Origin of the sequence: Microtetraspora fusca, assembly GCF_001570365.1 — a bacterium.
Taxonomy (GTDB): domain Bacteria; phylum Actinomycetota; class Actinomycetes; order Streptosporangiales; family Streptosporangiaceae; genus Microtetraspora; species Microtetraspora fusca.
This window is the reverse complement of record NZ_BBYK01000063.1, coordinates 77545-92579: the sequence shown is the minus strand read 5'-3', so window position 1 is coordinate 92579 and position 15035 is coordinate 77545. Positions and strand designations below refer to the sequence as shown.

General features: G+C 68.0%; 13 protein-coding genes. 6 read left to right on the top strand and 7 right to left on the bottom strand.

Annotated features, from left to right (window positions below):
* Nucleotides 1-8: 8 nt before the first annotated feature.
* The 7 genes from AWQ68_RS29980 to AWQ68_RS29950 are packed head-to-tail and all read right to left on the bottom strand — an operon-like array spanning nucleotide 9 to nucleotide 7071.
* Entirely contained in the window at nucleotides 9-386 is a 378-nt protein-coding gene (locus tag AWQ68_RS29980; RefSeq protein WP_084464551.1) for a DUF4913 domain-containing protein, read from the bottom strand.
* The gene (locus AWQ68_RS29975; RefSeq protein ID WP_084464550.1) at nucleotides 383-2122 is read right to left on the bottom strand and encodes a type IV secretory system conjugative DNA transfer family protein; all 1740 of its coding nucleotides are present in this window, start codon (nucleotides 2120-2122) and stop codon (nucleotides 383-385) included. The genes AWQ68_RS29980 and AWQ68_RS29975 overlap by 4 nt, the downstream gene beginning before the upstream one ends.
* Complete coding sequence (locus tag AWQ68_RS29970) at nucleotides 2119-3498, bottom strand: putative type IV secretion/conjugal transfer ATPase (RefSeq protein ID WP_157545888.1); 1380 nt, start codon at nucleotides 3496-3498, stop codon at nucleotides 2119-2121. The genes AWQ68_RS29975 and AWQ68_RS29970 overlap by 4 nt, the downstream gene beginning before the upstream one ends.
* Complete coding sequence (locus AWQ68_RS29965) at nucleotides 3495-4943, bottom strand: SCO6880 family protein (RefSeq protein ID WP_066946648.1); 1449 nt, start codon at nucleotides 4941-4943, stop codon at nucleotides 3495-3497. The genes AWQ68_RS29970 and AWQ68_RS29965 overlap by 4 nt, the downstream gene beginning before the upstream one ends.
* The gene (locus AWQ68_RS29960) at nucleotides 4940-6166 is read right to left on the bottom strand and encodes a hypothetical protein (RefSeq protein WP_066946645.1); all 1227 of its coding nucleotides are present in this window, start codon (nucleotides 6164-6166) and stop codon (nucleotides 4940-4942) included. The genes AWQ68_RS29965 and AWQ68_RS29960 overlap by 4 nt, the downstream gene beginning before the upstream one ends.
* A gap of 6 nt (nucleotides 6167-6172) precedes the next feature.
* Nucleotides 6173-6784 (bottom strand): DUF8175 domain-containg protein, encoded by a 612-nt coding sequence (locus tag AWQ68_RS29955; RefSeq protein ID WP_066946643.1) that lies wholly within the window; start codon nucleotides 6782-6784, stop codon nucleotides 6173-6175.
* The gene (locus AWQ68_RS29950) at nucleotides 6781-7071 is read right to left on the bottom strand and encodes a hypothetical protein (RefSeq protein ID WP_084464549.1); all 291 of its coding nucleotides are present in this window, start codon (nucleotides 7069-7071) and stop codon (nucleotides 6781-6783) included. The genes AWQ68_RS29955 and AWQ68_RS29950 overlap by 4 nt, the downstream gene beginning before the upstream one ends.
* A 177-nt stretch (nucleotides 7072-7248) precedes the next feature.
* On the opposite strand from AWQ68_RS29950, the gene AWQ68_RS29945 reads away from it, so the two are divergent.
* The 6 genes from AWQ68_RS29945 to AWQ68_RS29920 all read left to right on the top strand — a co-directional run bounded on the left by AWQ68_RS29945 (nucleotide 7249) and on the right by AWQ68_RS29920 (nucleotide 15027).
* Nucleotides 7249-7527: a helix-turn-helix domain-containing protein gene (locus AWQ68_RS29945; RefSeq protein WP_066946640.1), complete on the top strand. Its 279-nt coding sequence runs from the start codon at nucleotides 7249-7251 to the stop codon at nucleotides 7525-7527.
* A gap of 15 nt (nucleotides 7528-7542) precedes the next feature.
* Nucleotides 7543-8451: a C40 family peptidase gene (locus AWQ68_RS29940; RefSeq protein WP_066946637.1), complete on the top strand. Its 909-nt coding sequence runs from the start codon at nucleotides 7543-7545 to the stop codon at nucleotides 8449-8451.
* Complete coding sequence (locus AWQ68_RS29935; protein WP_066946634.1) at nucleotides 8448-8669, top strand: helix-turn-helix domain-containing protein; 222 nt, start codon at nucleotides 8448-8450, stop codon at nucleotides 8667-8669. Before AWQ68_RS29940 ends, AWQ68_RS29935 begins: the two co-directional genes overlap by 4 nt.
* A 433-nt stretch (nucleotides 8670-9102) precedes the next feature.
* Nucleotides 9103-10392, top strand: coding sequence for a helix-turn-helix domain-containing protein (locus AWQ68_RS29930; protein ID WP_084464548.1), 1290 nt, complete (start codon nucleotides 9103-9105; stop codon nucleotides 10390-10392).
* A 61-nt stretch (nucleotides 10393-10453) separates the two neighbouring features.
* On the top strand, nucleotides 10454-11701 hold the full coding sequence (locus tag AWQ68_RS29925; RefSeq protein ID WP_066946627.1) for a restriction endonuclease-related protein: 1248 nt from the start codon (nucleotides 10454-10456) through the stop codon (nucleotides 11699-11701).
* Nucleotides 11698-15027, top strand: coding sequence for a hypothetical protein (locus tag AWQ68_RS29920; protein WP_066946624.1), 3330 nt, complete (start codon nucleotides 11698-11700; stop codon nucleotides 15025-15027). The genes AWQ68_RS29925 and AWQ68_RS29920 overlap by 4 nt, the downstream gene beginning before the upstream one ends.
* Nucleotides 15028-15035 lie beyond the last annotated feature (8 nt).

Genomic DNA, 15035 nt, shown 5'->3' with positions numbered 1-15035 from the left:
GTGGACGATCAGCCGGTTGTGGACAAGCCGTCACTGGACGAGACCTCCGCAGGCACCGACCACCATCCCGGAGGGGCGGGTTCGACGGTGGCCAGGTGCGGTTCGAGGTGCTCGTCCTCGCTGCACTGGTAGAAGGGGCCGCGTGCGCCGAGCAGGATCGGGAGCTGGTGGTCGAGGTGATCGCGATACCAGACGCCCATGCCGGTGCCCGGCTCCAGTCGCAGCGTCTCCCAGGCGTGCCAGAGCGACGTGAGGCGCGAGATCGCTTCAGCGTGCTTCCACCACTGGGCGCACCATCGGAACTCGCCGCCGAGCGTCCGCCGGTACATCGGCACGAACCGTTCGGTCACCCATTCCTCCACCGAGCCGTACATCGGTTCGTTCATCTGCTCGCGCCTTCCGTGATCAATTGTTCGAGCGAGTCCCGGCAGGACTGGATGCGCTCCGCGTCACGGCTTCGGTACCAGGGCAGCAGCGAGATCAGTGCCGGACGGCCGCCGGTGGCCAGCAGCAGTGCGGTACCAGGTGGCAGCGCGCGGATCGCGGCCGGTTCGAGAATGTCCTGCCGCCGCAGCGAGACCTGCTCCGAGGCACGCCCGTCTCCGTACGACACCGAACGCACCGGGACGTCGTGCTGGCCGACGAGGGTGGCGAGGTCGCGGGCGAGGCGAGGGGAGTCCACTCCGGCGCCGATGACCTTGCGGGTCGCGGCTCCCCACAGGGCGGCCATGCCGGCTTCGCCCCACACCGTGACACCCTGCTCGTACGACTGGAGGATCGTCACCGGGACGATGCCCCGGGAACCGAGGTGGCTGTACAGCTCGGGCAGGTCGGCGATCCGGCAGATGTTGGCCGCCTCGTCCAGAGACACCACCATCGGCGGGTCGAGCCGTCCGCCCATGCGTTCAGCCCGTCGTTCGGCTGCCCGCATCGCGGCGTCGGTGAGTGCGGCGATCAGCGGAGCCGCCGCGGAGCGCGACTTCGACAGCAGATACAAGGTGTCGCTTCCGCATGCCAGGTCGGAAAGGTCGAGGCTGGGGAGCGACGACGGCGTCACCCAGGAGATGATCGCTTCGTCGCGCAGCGCCTTGGTCGCCGTGCGCGCGGTCTGGTAGATGCCATCCCGCGTCTCCACCGCTCCGTTCTGAGCGCCGCGCAGCGACGACGCGAGCAGCGCGAACCCGGCCGCGTCCAGCAACTCGACCGGCGTCGGTACGGCCGGCGCGTCCAGCCATCGTGCGACGTCGCGGAGCGTACGCCCGGAGGTGGCGGCGGCGAGGAACAGCGCGCAGAGCAGGTCCTGGGCGGCCGGTCCCCACAGGTCGCGCTTCTGGCCGTCGTCGACGGTCAGTACGAAGTGCCCGGCCAGCCGATGGGCGTCCTCCACATTGCGAAGATCGCGGAGCGGATTCCACCACCAGTCCTGCTCCTGGTAGGTGATGCGCTGCGGGTCGAACAGCCACGTCTTTCCGCGCTCCGCTCGCAGCACCGCGGTCGCCGCCCACAGGTCGGACTTGTTGGACGTCGCGATGACGGGGCCGGGCGCCGACAGCACATACGGGATGCTCAGGCAGGTCGTCTTCCCCGATCGCGGCGCCATGAAGGCGACGATCGTGTCCTCCCACGAGGCGTACAGTGTGGGTCCGCCGCGCATGAGGTCACCGAGCGCGAGACCGATGTCTCCCGGGGCCGGCGTGTCCGTCAACGTACGGCGCAGCTCGCGCGCCTTCAGGGCCGCTGCCTCCGGTCGCAACGACGCCAGACCCGGATTGTCGGCCAGCGCGGCAACCGGATCACCCGGATCGGGGAGTCGCCTGACGATCACCAACCAGCCGCCCGTGACCGTGGCCATCGCGAGCGAGATCAGCAGGACAGAGACGACCACGACGGCGATGGTTGGGGTATCGGGCCATGCCGCAGCCGTACGGCCGGCCACCACGTCGGAGGCGAACGCGAAACCGAACTCGCCCACCCGTCCACCGAACAGATGACTGCCGATCCAGGCCGCCGCCCAGATCAGCCAGAAGAAACCGGTGACGCCCCAGCAGGCGAGCAGCAGTGTCCAGCCGACGGTCGCACCCTGAAAAGTCAATCCGGCGCGGGGCCCGATCGCGCGGGTCACCGGATCGCCTGGTCGGTGTCGTAGAGCTCGCGCTCGATGCCGACGAGGGAGAGCTCAACGGGGATGCCGAGCCGGTCGCCGGTCTTGATGAGGTATTTCCCGCGTCCCGGATGCCGGGCTCCGGCCTGCCAGGAATCGGGCGCAGACCAGGAGGCGACCAGCTCCTGCTCGGGCCGGGTCAATCGGGTGATTTCGCTGACCCGGGCCAGTTCGCGCGGCGGTAGCCCGGCCAGCACGGTGATCGCGCTGCGGTCGATGAAGCCGCGCGCCTTGGCCCGATCCTCCTCGGTACGGAGCGCGTCGAGGTCGGCCAGCGAATGAGTGATCATGATGGACGCCATGCCCTTGGCGCGGTTGAGCCGGGTCAGGCTGTCGGCGTATTCGACCAGGCCGGGGGCGCCGCGCAGCGCCCGCCACAGCTCGTCCATCACTCCGAGATAGGAACGGCGTGGGCCACCCGCCGCGCCGTCGACCATGGCGAAGCCGTACGCCCAGGTGCACAGCATCGCGGCGGTGAGCAGCTTGTCACCCGCCGCGCCGACACGGGAGATGTCGACGGAGACAGCGGGCGCGTCGAGGTCGATCGGGCATGTGGTCGGCCCGTCGAACACGCCCGCGAGCGAGCCGGTGCACAGCAGTTCCAGGGTGAAGACCAGGTCACTGACCCGTTCGCGATATCGCTCCGGCTGCTCCGCGCGTGCGGCCGAGCGAAGGACCTCCGGTCCTTCTTCCAACACGGTGAGCACGTCCGGGATGGTCGGCTCGGCGAGGCGCTCGTCGAGCAGGTCGATCGCGCGGCCGAGGATGACCTCCTCGGCGTTGCTGACCGGGGCTTCCCGTACCAGCGTGCAGAGCGCCATGAGCAGGGAGAGCCGTCGGCCGCGGACCTCCCAGCGGGTCCGTTCGGCTTCGGCTCCGCGCAGGTTGCGTACGGCGGCGCTGAGTGGGCCGGTGTCGAGCGGGTTGATCCGATCGAGCCCGCGCCCGACCCGGATGACCTGGCCGCCGACGTGCTCGACGAGCATTGTGTAGTCGGGCTTGGTGTCGCCCAGGATGAGCGCGGTCGAGCCGAAGGCGATCGAGCCGGTGATCAGCCGCTTGACGAACGTGGACTTGCCGGTCCCGGGCTGGCCGAGTACGAAGACGCCTGGGTTGGTGACCAGACCCGCGCGCAGCCAGGCCAGCGGATCGAGGCAGACGACCTCACCGAAGAGCTGATGGCGGCCGATCGGTGTGCCGATGGCGGGTGAGCCCGAACCGGCGACGAACGGGAACAGTCCGCAGACCTGTGTCGTAGTCGCCTGGAACTCGGCTCCGGCTTCGACGTGCACGGCCCGCCCGCCGTACGGCTCGCGCCAGCCACGCGACGACGTCACGACGACCTCCTCGCCAACTCGGCAGGACAGACGCCGCACGGCAGCGTGGTCGCGAACCCGGCGGACTGCCCCGCCCACAGCCGGCGCAGGCGGATGCGCGATCCCTCGGCCGCTGCTTCGGTCGCGGCCACCGCACGCGGCAGGTCTTCGGGATCGGTGACGGTGGTCGTGACGTAGAGGGTGACCAGCGTGACCCCGGCTCCTGTCGCCTCCTCGGCGGCGGCCTGCCGAGCCCGTGCCTGGTCGAAGGCGTCACGGGCCGTCTCGTCCCGGCCGGTCCTGCGGCGGTAGTGCTCGCGGAACGCGGCGGCGTTGACCTCGTCCTCCAGGACGCGGGTGGCCTCGGCCGCGGGCAGCGGCCGGTACTGCACGCTCACCCGCTTGGGGAACGGACCCGGCGCGACCAAACGGCTGAGGACGTCGGCCGGGACGTTCTGCCGGGGCGCCTCGTGCCAGGCCCAGCTCACGCTGACGCCGCTGTCGTGCCGGTAGTGATCCATGTGCTCTTCGGCTCCGATCGGGCCCGCGTCAGCCCAGGTCAGGTCCTCTGCTCGTACGGCGTCCGCACGCGCGGCCGGGTCGAAGGCGCAGCGGACGATCCTGGCCAGCTCGGTGGCGGTCGCACGTCCGGTCACGGTCACGCCGCAGGTGCCGAGCGCGGAGGCCAGGCCGTCCAGCGCGCGGCTCAGCTCGCCGATCGCGGAGGTGAGGTCGTTGACGGCCGTGGGGGAGCGGGTCGGGTCGAAGGTCACGCTGACATAGGTGTTCACGTCGGCGGCCGTCCTTGGCGCGGTCTCGACGAGTTGCTCGATGAGACGTACCGCGGCTGTGGGAGCGCCGGGAGAGAGGGCCCGGTCGATGGTGTCGGACAGCGTGGAACCCGACTCGGGCGCGGTGTCGATGGTGACGGTCACCCAGCGCACCGCGGGTAGGTGCCCGAGCGAGGCGAGCCATCCGCCCCAGTTGGCGACCCAAGTGTCCGCGTCGCTCCGCTCCGCCAGCCAGGTGGACGCCGGGACGGCCTTCAGCGTCGCGGTGAACAGGCCGGTGCGGCGATCCCAGATGACGCCGTAGTGCTGCCCGAACCCGTCGTCGGCCGACAGGAGCTGGGTGGTGGCCAGCACTCCGGGAAGCCGGAACGCGCGCGGATGCGCGACGACCACGCCTGACTGGTATTTCGTGTGGCCGCGTGCTTTGCCGTGCGACCAGCGGATCTGCCGGAGGATGAGGTGCCCGACCGGGGTACCGCCCACGCGAAGCAGGACGAGCGCTCCGGCGAGGACCGCGGGCGGCCCGGCGTAGAGGGCTATCCGGGGATCGATCGAGACGGACAGGATCAGGGTTGCGATGGCTCCCAGCAGGATGAGGGTGCCCGTGGTGCCCAGGCCGAGCAGACCGAGGCCGCGCCGTCTGCGCCAGCCGCCGTACGTGCGCACCTCACTCATGGTGTCCGGTCCTCTCGCATCGTCTCCGCGGCCTTGCGCGCGCCGGTGGCCAGGCCGTTCACCACCGTGACGGCGGCTGCGCCCGCGGGTCCTGCCGCACTGCCCGCCGCCGCGGTTCCGCTGCTCGCGGCGGCGGTTCCGGTCGTCGCACTCGGGCTCGCCGCAGCACCGGCCGCCGCCGATGTACGGTTGCCCGCCGTACTCCGGGAGTCGCCTGGAGGAGAACCGGGCGCGGCGCCGCTCGCCGCTTTCCCGCCGCCGAGCTGGCTCGTCAGGAAGCTCGCGTGCGCGTTCGCGTCCGCAGCCTGCGCCGGAGCTGCCGTCCGGAACGCTCCTACGGCCACCGCTCCGGCGACGCTCGCGCCGAGGATCCCACCGCCGGTACCCGCCGCGGCCAGAGAGCCGGTCGTCCAGGTGAAGAACTTCATCAGCACCGGCAGCGCGATCAGTGACATGAGCATCATCGAGAATCCCATGAGGACGGTTCGCGGGTCCTTGCCGTCGCCGATCATCGTGAACGTGGTCGCGTACACCGCCGCGGCGGCGGGTTTGTAGAAGATCAGAGCCAGCATCCAGCCGGCGAGCTTGCGGAACCAGGGCTTGGTCAGCGTGGTCATCGAACCGGATGCGGCGAGGGGAAGCAGTCCGGCGAGGATGATGAGCGCTGCTTCCCGGAACAGCATCAGCACGGCCTGCAGCGCGGCGACCAGGATCGCGACGATGCCGAGTACGACCACGACTCCAGGAGCCGCCGCGCTCAGCCCGAGCACGGTGGTGAGACGCTTGCCGAAGTCGCCTTGGGCGGCGGAGTCGAGCACCCAACTCGACCACGAGTCGCCGGCATTCACGAGCATCGAGGCGGTTAGTACGCCGATCGTCGAGGTCGCTGTGAGGACGACCAGGCCAGAACCGGCGTCGACGAGCGGGCTCGCCTTACGGGTCAGCGCCATCTTCGCGCCGGCGCTGATCAGGCCGAGTACGGCTACCGCCGCGGTGATCGGGAGCGTCCACTGACGGATCCGATCCACGGCGGACTCGGTGGCGAGATCAGGTGAGGGGACCTTCACCCACCAGGAGACGGTGTTGCCGACCACCCACGCGACCGCGTCCTGGATGGATTCGGCGATCTCACCGAGCACGCCGTTGGCGGCTCCCGCAGCGAGGCGCCCCGCAACCTGTTCGCCGATGACGCAGACGGGAGAGATCAGGGAGGAGCACGGCACGACCGCTCACTCCCCGAACATCGTGTAACCGTCGAGCTGCTTGAGCTCGGACGCCGCGTTGCCCCAGTCACCGCCGAGCGGTGCGATCACGCGCCAGTCGCCGTCGCGCCAAACGAGCTGGACGCGAGTAGAGGCGCGTACGGTCGTCCCGGCGGCGGCCGGGCCGGCGCTCACGATGTCCACCGTGGCCGCGTCCGGGCTGTAACTCTCCCAGCGGTACGCCTCCTCGGTCACGTAGGCCTTCCCGAGCGGACTCCGCTCCGGCAGGCCTGCTTCTCGACGGCTCTGCTCGTACTGCTCGCGCGTCTTGTCCAGGAGCTGAGCGGAGTCGGAGCCGATAACCTGGCGGGCAATGGTCGGCTCGAACACGTCCGGCCCCCATTGGGCGTTCGCGCGCACCGCGATGTGCAGCGCGGCCAGTAGCGCGCCCTGCTGAGTGCGGGCGAAGCCCTCGGCCTGGTCGTTCTTCAACGTGCGCGGGCCGTCCGTGGTGGACAGTGGCAGCCGTACGCCGTGGAAGTCCTGCCAGGTGAGCTGGGCCGTTGGCGCAGGAGCCGAGGAGGTGTGAGAGCACCCGGCGAGGAGCACGGCTGCCGCGGCCAGGATCGCGGCCCTCATCCGAGGAACATTCCGACGATGCCGGAGGCGGTGGCGGCCAGGCTGAGCCCGCCGAGCACCCAGGGGATGCCCGAGGCCCCATCGGCCGCGAAGGAGGAGCGGTTCTTGCGGCCGATGGCCATCTGCGCGCCGCAGATGAGCAGGCCCGCGACCCCGGCGACGATGACGCCCCACTTGCCCCAGCCGAGGATGGTGTTGATCGGCTTTTCCAGGCCGGGCGGCGCGATCGGCTCCGGGTTCGGGACGGGCACGGCCTGGGCCATGTCGAGCACCGTGTGGATCATCATCACTCGCCCCCCGAGACATCTTTGACGTTGAGTAGCGTGATCGACACGTTACGTGGGCAAGATGTGGAGCGCAAGCAATGTCAAAGAGCTTCATCGAGCGTCAGATATTCACATGCGTGCTGTCGTAGCTTCGCTGGGGGAGACTTGTCGGGGAACCGCCGACCAGGAGGAGTGACCATGACCGAGCTGCTCGGCCGTGACCCGGATGTGCTGACCACCAAGGAACTCGCCGCCAAGCTCGGCCTGTCGGCTCAGACGGTCCGGCGGATGGCGAACGCCGGTCAGATCCCCGCGCTCCGGACCGGGAAGGACTACCGGTATTCCTGGAGCGCGGTCCTCGACGTGCTGCGACAGCCCCATGCAGTTGCGGGGGGCGAGCAAGATGATCAGCAAGGCAGGATGGGAGCCGGACGGGTGGCTGCTCGACAGGCACGGGAGCGCGCCGAGGAGCTGTGATGCCGGGCGGTCCCGTTGATCGCGCGGCTCGCGGCTGGCGGCCTGTGCCTCGCGATCGGACTTCCGCTCGGGCTGGTCCTGTTGGTGACGGCTGTGGGCGGCTCCGCAGGGTGCGGGGCGGGTTCCTCAAGCGACATTCCACCTGACTATCTGCGGCTCTATCGGCATGCCGGTGAGTCGTACGGAATTCCGTGGCAGGTGCTGGCCGCGATCGGCAAGGCCGAGAGCGACCACGGCCGCGCCGTCGCCGCCTCCAGCCCGAACGCGGCAGGAGCGATGGGTCCGATGCAGTTCCTCGGCTCCACCTGGTCGGTGTACCGGGTAGATGGGGACGGCGATGGGCGGGCGGACGTCTACGACCCGGCCGATGCGATCCCGGCGGCGGCGCGGTACCTCAAGGCGAACGGCGCACCCGAGCGCATGTATGAGGCGATCTGGCGTTACAACCATGCGGACTGGTATGTGCGGAGGGTGCTCGGCTTCGCCCGCCGATATTCGGCTGACATGGGGGAGGAGTTCTGCTCCCTTCCTTATGCGCCCAGTGCGGTCGCGGGCCGGGTGATCGAGTACGCGCGGATGCAGCTCGGCAAGCCGTACGGCTGGGGTGCGGAGGGGCCGGGCGCCTTCGACTGCTCGGGGCTGACGATGCGCGCGTACCAGTACGCCGGGATCGCGATCCCTCGGGTCGCCGCCGACCAGTGGCGGCAAGGGCCTTCGGTGCCTCGTGGCCAGGAGCAGCCGGGGGACCTGGTGTTCATGCGTCTGGAGTCGGACGGCCCGGGGCACGTGGGGGTAATCGTCGCGCCCGGCCAGATGATCCACGCGCCGCAGACCGGCGATGTGGTGCGTTACGCGTCGTATGCGGATCGGTCCGATGTCGTCGGGTTCACTCGTCCGGCACTTCTTTCGGAGGAGCAGAGATGAAGGGTTTCACCCTGGCGGAGCTGCACGAGCTGCCCGCTACAGTCGATGTGCTCACCGCGGCCCGGGCGCTGGGGTTGGGCAGGACCAAGGCGTACGAGCTGGCCAAGAAGGGCGAGTTTCCTTGCCGCGTCATCCGGGTCGGCGTGGCCTACCTGGTTCCCACCGCCGAACTCCTCAAGCTCCTCGGCCTCGACCCTCCTACCTCGAATAAGAGCTGAGCTATTGCGGAGCCTGGGTGAACCTTTGGTATATACGGCAGCTTGGTAATTACAGTGACAGCCGGAGTCCGGTCCCTGGCCGGGGCAATGGACAGCGGATCCGCGATCCCTTCGCGCGGGTCCCGGCTTGGGGGGCGATGACCTCTACCCGTGTCGACATGCCGGTGCCCTACCGGTCGGCGGGGAACCTTAGCCCGCGCTGTCCACGGCCGCCGATGTTGTCGCGAAACTGGACCTGTGGTGACGCCCCGATCATGTCACTGTGATGGGGCGACGCCGAGAGTGACGGCACGCTAGCGCTGCATGCCGGCCCGGCGACCAGAGACCATGGTCAAGGAGCCGCGGTTGCTCGCGTGCCTCGACGTTACCGCTACCTTTTCGCTCTTCACTCAGCACAAGTTGAGGTGGGGCGTTCGAGAGCGGCACCCTTGCAATGAAGTCTTCATTCAACTTCTATGGCGTCATGCCGCCTCCCCTGCGGACCATCAACCCAGCGCGATTGGCTGCTCGACGGGTCGAGCTGGGAATGGCGCGTGCAACGCTCGCCCAGCGAGCTGGGGTATCGCCCCGGATGATCTTTTTCTATGAGGAGGGACGGCATACCCCGACGCCAGCGCGGTTGGGGCAGTTGGCCGCAGCCCTCGGCTGTGAGGTTGATGCTCTGACCGGGGCCCAGCGCGGGCAGGAGACGCTGGTCGACCTGAGGTATGCCGCAGGGCTGACCCTGGAGCGAGTCGCCGAGCTTCTGCGTGCTTCTCAAGCGGGACGAGAGCTGTGCGTCTCCGCCTCCAAGATCTCCGCACTGGAGAGCGGCCGACCGGTCCGAGGACGGTCCTGGCAGGACCCTGAGGTGACCGGGCGGTTGCTTGCCCCACTGGCGAAGGCGTATGGCGTGCCCATTCGCATGGTGCTGGACGCCTGGATGCGCACGCGCGGGAACGAGCCTGCGCCAGCGTTGGCGGGCAAGCGGAAGCAGGAGCCCTCTCGGGCCGCCCTGGCGACATGGGAGTCCCTGAACGAGCGCCAGCAGATCTACCTGGGTGAGATCATGCGGGACGACCGCATGACGGAGACAGAGATGTGGATGCGCCGGGTCCAACGGCTCCAGGTGCCGCGCGCAACCGACTGGCGCAAGCTGCCTTTGACGATCAAGGCTGCGCCGTCAATAGTCGGCTATACCCGCCTGCAGGAGCGCCTTCGCCAGCGCGGAGTACACGATCCCGGTACCGGACAGACAGTGCACGCACTAGAGCGGCGGGGCCTGCTGGTGATCACAGAGGACTCGGTCGAGCATCCTGCAGTCGGTGAGGTCGGCCGAGTGCTTGTGGAGATCACCCGGCGCGGTCGTGCGGCTGCGCGGGCGGGGCTCGGTGAACCTCGTGAACCAGACCCTGTCGCCCATCTGCTCTCGGAGTGGCTATGGGGAGTCTTGGCACGTGTGGCTACTGCCGAGCCGATTGGCCTGGAGGACGACCAACTGGCTGGTCGCTCTCTCTTCTTCATCGGCGTGGGCTACAGAGGCAAGGCCGGGGGGCAGCCGAGCCGCGGTTTCGTGGATTCCGTGCCCCTCATGGCACCGGGTGGCACGCACGTTGCCGAGTATAGGTGGCGCCTAACTCGACTCGGCAGACGCCATATAGCGGAGTACCTCGACCTCTATCGGCGGCTCTATCCACGCGTCAATACCACAGGGCTCGATACTCTTGCGGGTGAAATACCATAAATGAATACCTTTTCTCCTTTGGGGGATATCTTGTCGTAGGCGCCATTTACGCTCTGCACCTGTGACGAGTCCTACGGATGACGGCGCAGAGACGCTCGACGAGGTAAAGGTCCGCTACCTCGTGACCCGTGCCGCTCTGAGGGCGGCGAAGGCGATGACCACCCCAGGGCTGGAACCACAGCAACGCCTTGCGACCCTGATGGAGTGCCACGGCACGATGCTGGCGGCGCGTGGACCGGGGAGCCCCCTGCCGTTCGGAGAGTTCCGGCGAGCTCTTAAGGGTGATCTGGCGCACCTGCTGCCGGAAGGCGTCAAACCCCTGGACCTGGACGGGATGCTGGTCGTCGACCAGGACGGCCAAGTCACCGAGGATGCCTTCGACCTCGATCTTGAACAGCGGATGCTGCTGCACACCCTGCGCAAGCTCGACAAGACCGGAGGCGTGGTGACCGATCGGGAACTCCAGTCGGAGATTGACCAGGAAACGGCCTACGCGCTGCTAAAGAAGCAAGGCGACCAAGCCGTGTACGTGGCCGGTCGGTCGAACCTGATCCGGCACCCGGCCGGCCCCGTCAGCGAACTGTGCGAGCTGAGGCTGCCGCCCGTGGTCGTCGACTTCTACAAGCAGATCCCTTACGACTCGGTTTATCGAGGCTGGTGGTTCCCCTGCCCAGCCTGCGCCTGGCCGATGCGTCTCGTCATCCGGAAGAACATCGGCCATCGGGTAGGGGCGGCTCGCTGCTGGCATGCCCCACATGCCGACATGGGAGCCTCCTACTTGTTCCGGCTTCCGGCGGATTCCACCAACGCCCCGGAGCTGCTGCCCGAGCCGTCCCCTCCTAGTCCCAGCGGCCGGGAAGCCGTGCTCTATCCGGACATCAAGGAAGTTCCGCAGGCTCTTCCTGCTGATGGCCACAAGGCCCTCGCTCGGGGCATCTGGCGATACACGACTGTTCCCGGGCTGCCCGAGCTGGCTCTGCATGACCGGCTTGCGGAGCGCGGACTGAAGGTGGAGATGTGGCCAGGCTTGGACGCATACGATCTTCTGGTCGAAGTCGGCCCCAAGCGGGGCAAGAAGAAGCCGTTCAAGGTCGACATCAAGGACTACACCTCGGCCACGACGCTCGCGAAGCTCATCCACGCCCAGGAAGGGGACAGGGGCGGCGCCGACTGGTTGGTTGTCCCCGACTACCGGGCCAGCCAGGTGCCGCTGCTGTCGGGGGTGTGCGCGAAGTACGAAATGCGGGTGACCACCGCCTCTGAGTTCGGCGAAATGGTCTGTGCGGAGTCAGGGGTGAGCTGGACGTGAGTGACACAACGATCCGGGAGACCGCGGTCTTCACAGCGCTGGCCCTGGCCGCCCACTACTTCCCTCAAGCAGTAGAGGGGGACGCTCGCGGTGCCGCCCCCTTCGCCCAGGCGGCCTTCCTTGTCTCGGGGAAGTACCAGGCGTGGGCTCGCTGGAAGGGCCTGCCTCACGACGAGAAGCAGCGGATCGGCATGGTCTGCTCAATCGCGCCCGGTGAGCTGGCCGACGTCCGGACCTTCTCCATCGCGGCCCGTTCTCTGCTTGCGCGCCTGAGTACGGACCCGGCCGATGGTACGGCGCCCATGGCGCCGTTCGAACTCGTCGGCGAGAACCTCTTCAACGCCGACGCTGCGTTGCCGAGGGTTGGGGGCGATCTGCTCGACTACGTTGACCGGCAGACTGCGCGCTTTCGGCGCCCCAGTGCCCGCCCCAAGCCTCCGGAGTTTGCTGGCCCGGGCACTTGGACCACAGGGGAGATCTTCGTCAAAGAGGTGGGCCAGGTCCACGGAAGGCTTGTGATCCCCACCTATCCCCAGTTCACTGAGCCGCTCGGCCACGACAGGCTTCCCCACGTCTCGACGGCTCCGTACATGGCAGATCTGCGGATCCCCACACCCGAACTACTTGCCCTCGCAGAAAAGATCGACCTGCGCTACCCGGAGGAGAAGCGCTACCTGCGCCGCACCCTCGGACAGCTCTTCGAGGTGCTGCAGACCACTGACACGCTGTCGCCCAAGGAGGCGCTGACGCTGACCGCGGGCGGGATGGAGATCTTCAACGCGCCTACCGGTACCGGCAAGAGCGTCCTGGTTCGAGTCATGGCTTCCTGGTTCGCCGTGAACGGCCTGCGCGTCGCCATCGTCCTGCCGGACATCAAGGCTTGCCTGGCCGCGACCCGGAACGTGCGCGAGGACTTGGCCCATCTGCACCGCTCGGGAGTCATCAACGATGCACCCACGTGTGCGCACCTGATGTCTTCCTCCGGAATGCAGGACCGTGCTCTGAAGCTCGTCTCTTTGATTAAAGAGGATCCCGGCACCCCGGGTGAGTGGGGGGAACGAGCCGAGCGCGACGTGGACCCGCTGGGTTACGGCTGCGCACAGAAGACGTTCCTCGAAGCCACAGGGGACTACCCGCCGGGGCGCGAGCCGTGCCTGTCGCTTCACAGACAGGGCGTCGGTTCAGCGGCCTGCCCTTGGATTCCCACTTGTGGGAAGTTCACCCCGGTGTACGAAGCTTCCACCGCCAACATCGTCATCATGAACCACTACGTGTTCATGCAGGGCAATCTGCGAATCGGCGTGAACCTGGACGGTCGCCCCGTGCGCAGCATGACAGCTGCCGAGTTCGCACTTCGGACCTGCCATGCAGTACTCGTCGACGAGGTCGATCAGTTCCAGTCCCGAGCCGTCGATAAGTGCGCCGGCGAGATCGTCCTGCACTCCAGGCGCCACTGGTCGGCGGCACCCCAGGAAATGGACACCGACGCGAAGCGGCTGCGCATCAACGACGAGCACAACCTGCTACCCGCCGTCAGCCACGTCCGCCTCATGGCTGAGTTCCTGCTGCTGAACATCTGCAAGAACGCCCTCAGCCTGCACGCCACAGAGGACGACCGTGCTCAGGCCCGTATCCCCGACCAGACCAGCACCCGCTGGCATCTGGCCCGCGGCCGGGACCGCACCTTGATCCGCTTGCTCTGGCCCGATGCGGACCAGGCGGAGGAGATGAACATCCCGGCGGAGCTGTTCCAGCAGCTCAACGCTCTGATGCCTGCCCGATACCAGCGCCTCGACCCGTTGACCGGACAGGCGAGCCTTCTCGAGCCCGACTGGCACGAGGTGCGGAACGCGCTCGGCGCACTGGTGGCGCCACGCGGCGAGCACTTGCTGGATGCGGTCAAGCTCGAACTCCACCGCCTTCTTGAAGACACCATCAAAGACGCGCACCGACGCACGCAGGCCATCAACCTCCTTGTCACCCGGGCCGCCATGATCGAGCTGGATGAGGCACTGTCGGAGCTACAGGAGAAGGCACACGACTACCGCTCCTCCGGCCTGCGCTCGGCCCAGAGGATCGTGGAGAACCTCCAGACGACAGCCGTCTCGTCAGTGCTCCCGCTCGGCATGCTCGGCCGTGCCATCACCGGCTACCGCGTCACCGGACTTGACGACAGGGAGAAGAACGCCGCACTGGTCGCCCAGACCATCGCCGGAGACCCGCACACCTTCACCGCTGAACTCGGCGGCATCGTCTCCCTGATCCTGGCAGGCACCCAACGACCGGTGATGGGCCTGTCGGCCACCGCCTACTTCCCCCAAGCCGTGCGGGAACACCTCCACGCGCCGGTGCGCTGGTGGATGACCGACGCACAGGCCAAGTCCATCCGAGCCAAGAAACACCGCATCAACTACGGCGAAGGCCACCCGCTCTTCGGCGAGCCCATCAAAGTCTCCGGCACGCACCCCAGCCGGAAGAAGGACGCGCTCATCGAGCTGGGCAGCAACCTGTACGACCAGTACATCCACCGCGAACTCGAACGTACGGCCGTCAAGGATCCCGACCGCGCCCACGTCCTCGTCGTGGCCAACTCCTATGAACAGTGCGCCTGGCTCGCCCGCGGCATCGCCCAGGCCGGCCGGTACAACGGCGGACTATGCGTAGCCGTCCGGTCTGAGGACCGGCACAGCGCCGATCCCGAACTGCCGAGGGAGAACGTCGCCGTACGCCTGACTGCGGAACAGTTCGAAGACTTCCCGCAGCACGGCAAGGTTTTGGTCGTGCCTCTATCACTCATCGCCAGAGGCCTCAACATCGTTGTCGGCATCCGCTCGGCGGTCCGATCCGTCTACCTGTGTGTGCGCCCCCTCGCGCTGCTCAACGAACCCGCCGAGATGTATGGCAGCATCAACGCCGCCGGACTGCGCGCCCTGCCCACGGGCGGAAGCGCGGATCCATCCCAGGCCTTGGCCGAAGCCCGTGACGCGGCCTGGGAGCGGCTGGCGCTCCTCCTACGCACGGCCCCTCAATTCACGGCGATGCACAAGTCGCTCCAGGAGGAGGTCGTGGCGGGCATGATCGTCGACCTCATCCAGCTCGCTGGCCGTGCCCGCCGTGGCGGCACGGAAGCCGTGCTGCACATGGTGGACTACGCCTTCCACGAGGACACCTGGAGCGCCGACCTGGAGACCGTTCTACGCCGCATCCACTCGAAGTGGACGCCTGAGGTGCGGCAGCGGATGAACGACCTGTATGGGGAGGCACTGAACGCGTTCCTCTCCTACGCCGGCATCGAACCCCATGAGCCCGAGCAGCCTGACAACTGAAGGAAAGA